Origin of the sequence: Rhizobium sp. SEMIA 4085 (genome assembly GCF_013004495.1) — a bacterium.
GTDB lineage: Bacteria > Pseudomonadota > Alphaproteobacteria > Rhizobiales > Rhizobiaceae > Rhizobium > Rhizobium gallicum.
Genome location: NZ_JABEPH010000360.1, coordinates 1 through 6023, shown reverse-complemented (window position 1 = coordinate 6023; position 6023 = coordinate 1). Strand labels below are relative to the sequence as shown.

Sequence of the window (6023 nt, the reverse complement as noted above, 5' to 3'; positions counted from 1 at the left end):
CTATCCGTCGTCTATGTGCCGACCGACGTCCGCCCCGTCGGCCGCGCTCTTGGCGCTCGCTTTGACAGCACCCTCGACGAGCGGCTCGAGCAATCCCGTCACGTAGGCGCAGTGCGCACCTCGATGCTGCAGGATCTTTTGGCCGGAAAGCCGCTCGAAATCGTGCCTCTCACCGGCATGATCATCACGCTGGGACGGCTCGTGTCGGTGCCGACGCCGGTCTCCGAAACGGTATTCGCGCTGGTCTCGCAGCTCGATCGGGAGAACCAGCGGTAGACTGTTCCGGCACCTGCCAGACGTTTTATGACATTCATATATCTTCACCCGTGAGCGCGAATGGATTTCCTATCCGCATCGGCGGTAGCCTTCGGCATCATGCAAAGGTGAAATGCCATGCGTCTGATGTTTTCGCCCTTTTCGTTTCCTCCTTCGCGCCACAAGACCGGAGCGCGCCAGATGCGCGAACGCCGGACGGCGCAAATCCTGATGATCTTCGGCATCGTGCTTGCCTTTGTCGAACTCTACGTCATCATCGCCAATCTCTGGCAGTTGTCGTGAGGTAAGATGCCCGAAGCACTGCCTGCGCTGCTCCCGCAGTCCTAGAGCAGCAGCGTCCGGCGCCTTACGCCCTCGCGCAGCCCAACTCTTCCTTAACCGGCGTCCCCTAACATTAGCGGCAATAGACATTTAATCCGCAAAGACCGATGCTAAAACCGAACTTCCGCTTTACCCATTATGATCTTCACGAGCAGCGCGCCGGAACCGTTATCGAGGTGGCACTGAATGCGGTGAACAATGTGCGGCTGATGACGGGGCCGAACTATCAGCGCTTCACCGAGGTTCTCGATTTCAGGTATATCGGCGGAGTTGCCAAAAAATCGCCCATCAGGCTCGCCATTCCCGAAAGCGGCCGCTGGCATCTGATCGTGGACATGGAAGGCCATCACGGGCTTGCCGAATCCGCAGTGAAGGTGATTGCCGCGCCGGCGGGACAGAAGCACGCGTCATAAAAGTCACCGGATGGCAACTAGCGCGGATTGCGCTCCTTTCTGAGCTTCGCCCAATATTCCAGCCGTTTGCGGATATCGCGCTCGAAGCCGCGCTCCGGCGGATCGTAGAAGGTCTGGCGGCCCATCTTCTCCGGAAAATAGTCCTGGCCCGAAAAGGCGTCGGGCTCGTCGTGGTCGTAGCGATAGCCCTCGCCGTAACCTTCGCCCTTCATCAGCTTGGTCGGCGCGTTCAGGATATGCTTCGGCGGCAGCAGCGAGCCGTTCTCTTTCGCCGCCTGCGTGGCGGCCTTGAAAGCAGTGTAGACGGCATTGGATTTCGGGGCGGTCGCCAGATAGACGCAGGCCTGTGCGAATGCCAATTCACCTTCCGGTGACCCAAGGTAATCATAGGCGTCCTTGGCGGCATTGCAGATGACCAGCGCCTGCGGATCGGCAAGGCCGATATCCTCCACCGCCATGCGCACCAGCCGCCGCCCGAGATAGAGCGGGTCCTCGCCGGCATCGAACATGCGGGCGAGATAGTAGAGCGCTGCATCCGGATCGGAGCCGCGCACGGACTTATGCAGCGCGGAGATGAGATTGTAGTGGCCGTCCTGCGCCTTGTCATAGACCGGGGCACGGCGCTGCACGATGCGCGTCAGCGCTTCGGTATCGTACGTCTCACCGTCGCGGGCGGCGCGCCAGACCTCCTCGGCAAGTGTCAGTACGGCACGGCCGTCGCCGTCTGCCATGCGCAAGAGGCTGGCGCGTGCATCCGCCGTCAGCGGCAGCGCCTGGCCTTCGGCTGTCTCGGCGCGCTTCGGCAGTTCTTCCAGGCTTTCTTCATCATGCGATTTGAAGGTCAGAACGCGTGCGCGAGACAAGAGAGCGGCATTGAGTTCGAAGGACGGATTCTCTGTGGTGGCACCGACGAGGATGATGGTGCCGTCTTCCATGACCGGCAGGAAGCTATCCTGCTGGGCACGGTTGAAGCGGTGGATTTCGTCGACGAAAAGCAGCGTCTGGCGGCCGTCCATGCGCCGCAGGCGCGCGGTGTCGAAAACCTTCTTCAGGTCGGCGACGCCGGAGAAGATCGCCGAGATCTGTTCGAAGGCGAGGCCCGCTTCACCGGAAAGCAGCCGGGCAACGGTCGTCTTGCCGGTGCCGGGCGGTCCCCAGAAGATCATGGAGCCGAGCGAGCCGCTTGCGATCATCCGGCGCAATACGCCGTCCTCGCCCGTCAGGTGTTCCTGGCCGGTGACTTCGGCAATCGTCTGTGGCCGGAGCCGATCGGCGAGAGGCCGCCTGTTGGCGACCTCCTCTGGAACACGCGGTGCGAAGAGATCGTCGCTCATCGGAAGAACTGCCTTATCCGCTGGCCCTCGCGCTCGATCTCGACGCGCCAGAAACCCGGGTCCGCGTCGGCCATCTGTTCCAACTCCTCCGTTGTCTGTACCGGTGCGCCATTGATCGAAACGATGATGTCCTTCGGCTCGAAGCCGAGACGCGCTGCAGGCGAGCCATCCTTCACAGCGGCAACGACGACACCGGTCGATTCCGTCGGCATGCGAAGCTCGTCGGCGACGCGCGGCGACAGGTTCTCGACGACAGTACCGGTGAAGGGCGTGCGCCCGCCAATCGTGCGCTGGTCACGCGGCGAGGGTTCCGGCGCCCGGTCGAGCTTCAGCGCCACCTGCTGTTCGCCGCCATTCTCGGCCACGGTCAGGTTGACGGAGCTGCCGAGGCCCGCCGTCGTCAGACGATAGAGAAGCGCGTCGGGATGCTCGACCGGAACGCCGTTCACCGCCGTGACGATCTCGCCGGCTCTCAAACCCGCCTTGGATGCAGGACCGCCATCCGTCACTTTCACGATCAGTGCGCCGCGTGCCTTGTCGAGACCGAGCGCCTCTGCAACCTCGGAGGTCACCGCGTCGAAGGTGGCACCGACATAGGGACGTTCGAACGACTTCACGCCAGCGTCGGCCGATGCCAGGAACACCTTCACCAGATTGGCGGGGATTGCGAAGCCGATACCGTTCGAGCCGCCGCCGCGCGAGAAGATCGCCGTATTGATGCCGATCAGTTCACCCTTCATGTTCATCAGCGCACCGCCCGAATTGCCTGGATTGATCGACGCGTCGGTTTGAATGAAGAAGCCGAACTCGTTCTTGACGACCTGGTTGCGCGCAAGCGCCGAAACGATGCCGCTCGTCACCGTCTGGCCGACGCCGAAGGGATTGCCGATCGCAAGCACGAGATCGCCGACCTCGACGGCATCCGAATTGCCGATCGCCAGCGTCGGGAAGCTCGCCTTGGTTTCGATCCTCAGCACCGCGAGATCGAGCCGGTCGTCACGCAGCACGACCTTGCACGGGAACTCGCGGCCGTCCGACAGCGCCACCTTGATGTCGTCCGCACCCTCGATGACGTGATTATTCGTCACCACTGTGCCGTTCGCTTCAACGATGACGCCAGAGCCGAGCGAGGATTGCTTTTCGGTGCGATTCGGCATCTGCTGGCCGAAGAATTGCTCGAAGAAAGGGTCGCCTGCGAAGGGAGATTGGCGCTGGATGATCTTCTCTGCGTAGACATTCACCACGGCGCCCGACGTCTGCTTGACGAGCGGCGCGAAGGAAAGCTGCAGTTCCGCCTGGCTTTGCGGCACCGCCTTCGCGTCCTGCGCATCTGCGCCGAACGGCAAAGCGACGACCAGCGCAAAGAGCGAAATGGAAGCGCGTTTCAACAGGCCTTGCATTGGAATCCCTTCTGAATTCGTATTGAGAAAGTGTTGTAGCGCTGGACGTTAGAAAGGAAAGAGGGCGGAAGCATGAAGGATTAAGGCAGGTTTGAAAGCACGTGAGGAACTTGCGGCATGAAATTGATATCAAAAGCGAAAACATGGACGAAGTCACTGAGGCGTGACATTGCCGCATTATGGCTTGCCGCCCGCGACCCACGCGTTCCGTGGCTTGCAAAAGCGACGGCTGCAGCAGTGGCGGCCTATGCGCTTTCACCTATCGATCTGATCCCGGATTTCGTGCCCGTCCTCGGCTATCTCGACGACCTCGTCATCGTGCCGCTCGGCATTCTGTTGGCCGTCAAGCTCGTCCCGCCGCAGATCATGGCCGAACTCCGCAAGGAGGCCGCATTGCGCGCCAGCCGTCCGGCCAGTAGCAGAGCGGGGCTCCTTTTCGTCCTTGCCGTCTGGACTTGCTGCTTCATCTTTCTGGTACTGGCGTTCCTTTGAGGCGCTACCTCCCTGAAGCAGGAAGATTTGCATGAGACGTTCCCTCACCCTTGCCATAATTGCCTTGTCCGCTGCATCTTTGAGCTCTGGCGCCGCGGAAGCCGCGAGCTTCGACTGCGATGCAAAAGAGCTGAAGCCGGACGAAAAGGTGATCTGCGACAACCGCGCGCTCAATGATGCCGACGTGAAGATGACGACGACGTTCGACCTTCTTTCAGGCCTGCTCGCCATGGGCTCGCGCGGCACGCTGCAGGACGAGCAAACGGCCTGGCTGAAGAAGCGCCAGGAATGCGGGGCTGATGCCGCCTGCATCAAGGCCGCCTATGACGAGCGGATGAAACAGCTTGACGAGACCTACAAAAACATCAACCGGCCGCTATAGCCGCGCCTGCAAAGCCCTCTGCAGAGGAAGGCATTCCGTATTGCCTTGGACAGCCAGGCAAAACGGCGCCCGCATTCCGCAAGGCAGCCGTTTCCTGATCAAGACTTGCAGTTGTCAGCGGCCGCCGAGATCGCGCACCGCGCCGCGGTCCGCGCTGGTCGCGAAAGCCGCATAGGCCTTCAGCGCCGTCGTGACATTGCGCTTGCGGTGTTCGGCCGGATGCCAGCCCTTCTCTTCCTGCTCAAAACGGCGGGTCGCAAGTTCAGCGTCGCTGATGCGCAGGCTGATCGTGCGGTTCGGGATGTCGATATCGATCATGTCACCCGGGCGCACCAAGCCGATCGTGCCACCGTTGGCCGCTTCCGGCGAAACGTGGCCGATCGAGAGGCCGGAGGTGCCGCCGGAGAAGCGGCCGTCGGTGATCAGCGCGCACGCCTTGCCGAGGCCCTTCGACTTCAAATAGCTCGTCGGATAGAGCATTTCCTGCATGCCGGGGCCGCCCTTTGGGCCCTCGTAGCGGATGACGACGACGTCGCCCGCGACCACCTCATTGCCGAGGATGGCTTTCACCGCAGCATCCTGGCTTTCGTAGACCTTGGCCGGACCGGAGAATTTCAGGATCGATTCATCGACACCCGCCGTCTTCACGATGCAGCCGTCGAGCGCGAGGTTACCCTTGAGGACAGCCAGGCCGCCATCCTTCGAGAACGGATGCTCGACCGAGCGGATGACGCCCTTTTCCCGGTCGGTATCCAGCTCTTCCCAGCGGGCGCTCTGGCTGAAGGCGACCTGGGTCGGGATGCCGCCGGGGGCCGCGAGGTAGAAGTCGCGAACCGTCTCGCTGCTGGTACGGGTGATATCCCAGCGGTCGATAGCATCACCCAGCGTCTCGGCATGAACGGTCGTGCAGTCGCGGTTGAGCAGACCGCCTTTGTCCAACTCGCCGAGGATCGACATGATGCCGCCGGCGCGGTGGACGTCTTCCATGTGCACGTCGGCCTTGGCCGGCGCGACCTTGGAAAGGCACGGCACGCGGCGCGACAGCGCGTCGATGTCGGCCAGTGTGAAATCGACCTCGCCTTCATGGGCGGCAGCCAGGATGTGCAGAACGGTATTGGTCGAACCGCCCATGGCGATATCGAGCGCCATGGCGTTTTCAAAGGCCCGCTTCGAAGCGATCGTGCGCGGCAGCGCCTTGACGTCGTCCTGCTCGTAGTATCGGCGGGCGAGATCGACGATCAGGTGCCCGGCCTCGACGAAGAGGCGCTTGCGGTCGGCATGGGTTGCAAGCGTCGAGCCGTTGCCGGGCAGCGACAGGCCGAGCGCTTCTGTCTTTTGCACCTACCCCACCCCCCCGGAGACCCGGGCAACCCGGTCTCCGCCCTCCTGTTTGAAATAACTAGTC

The 6023-nt window shown here is 62.1% G+C and carries 7 protein-coding genes and 1 pseudogene; 5 read left to right on the top strand and 3 right to left on the bottom strand.

Translation table 11 applies throughout. The features are described from left to right. The 3 genes from C9413_RS26320 to C9413_RS26310 form a co-directional block, all read left to right on the top strand. Window positions 1–276, top strand: a 276-nt coding sequence (locus C9413_RS26320) for a ketopantoate reductase C-terminal domain-containing protein (protein ID WP_281408679.1), incomplete at its 5' end; no start/stop codon positions are given. Window positions 277–393: 117 nt separating this feature from the next. After that, window positions 394–558 (top strand): hypothetical protein, encoded by a 165-nt coding sequence (locus C9413_RS26315; RefSeq protein ID WP_170251109.1) that lies wholly within the window; start codon window positions 394–396, stop codon window positions 556–558. Between the two features lie 146 nt (window positions 559–704). After that, on the top strand, window positions 705–1010 hold the full coding sequence (locus C9413_RS26310) for a DUF1883 domain-containing protein (RefSeq protein ID WP_039844653.1): 306 nt from the start codon (window positions 705–707) through the stop codon (window positions 1008–1010). A gap of 17 nt (window positions 1011–1027) precedes the next feature. Here the strand turns inward: C9413_RS26310 and C9413_RS26305 are convergent, their stop codons facing one another. Beyond that, a complete protein-coding gene (locus C9413_RS26305; RefSeq protein WP_170251111.1) occupies window positions 1028–2344 on the bottom strand; it encodes a replication-associated recombination protein A in 1317 nt (438 codons plus the stop codon). Continuing rightward, the gene (locus C9413_RS26300; protein WP_170251110.1) at window positions 2341–3744 is read right to left on the bottom strand and encodes a DegQ family serine endoprotease; all 1404 of its coding nucleotides are present in this window, start codon (window positions 3742–3744) and stop codon (window positions 2341–2343) included. The genes C9413_RS26305 and C9413_RS26300 overlap by 4 nt, the downstream gene beginning before the upstream one ends. 117 nt (window positions 3745–3861) lie before the next feature. On the opposite strand from C9413_RS26300, the gene C9413_RS26295 reads away from it, so the two are divergent. Both C9413_RS26295 and C9413_RS26290 read left to right on the top strand, forming a co-directional pair. Continuing rightward, window positions 3862–4236 (top strand): YkvA family protein, encoded by a 375-nt coding sequence (locus tag C9413_RS26295; protein WP_039844650.1) that lies wholly within the window; start codon window positions 3862–3864, stop codon window positions 4234–4236. Between the two features lie 31 nt (window positions 4237–4267). Then, entirely contained in the window at window positions 4268–4618 is a 351-nt protein-coding gene (locus C9413_RS26290; protein ID WP_052451504.1) for a lysozyme inhibitor LprI family protein, read from the top strand. Window positions 4619–4732: 114 nt separating this feature from the next. Here the strand turns inward: C9413_RS26290 and C9413_RS26285 are convergent. After that, window positions 4733–5950 (bottom strand): annotated as a pseudogene (locus tag C9413_RS26285) (dihydroxy-acid dehydratase); the annotation flags it as partial. Between the last annotated feature and the right edge of the window lie 73 nt (window positions 5951–6023).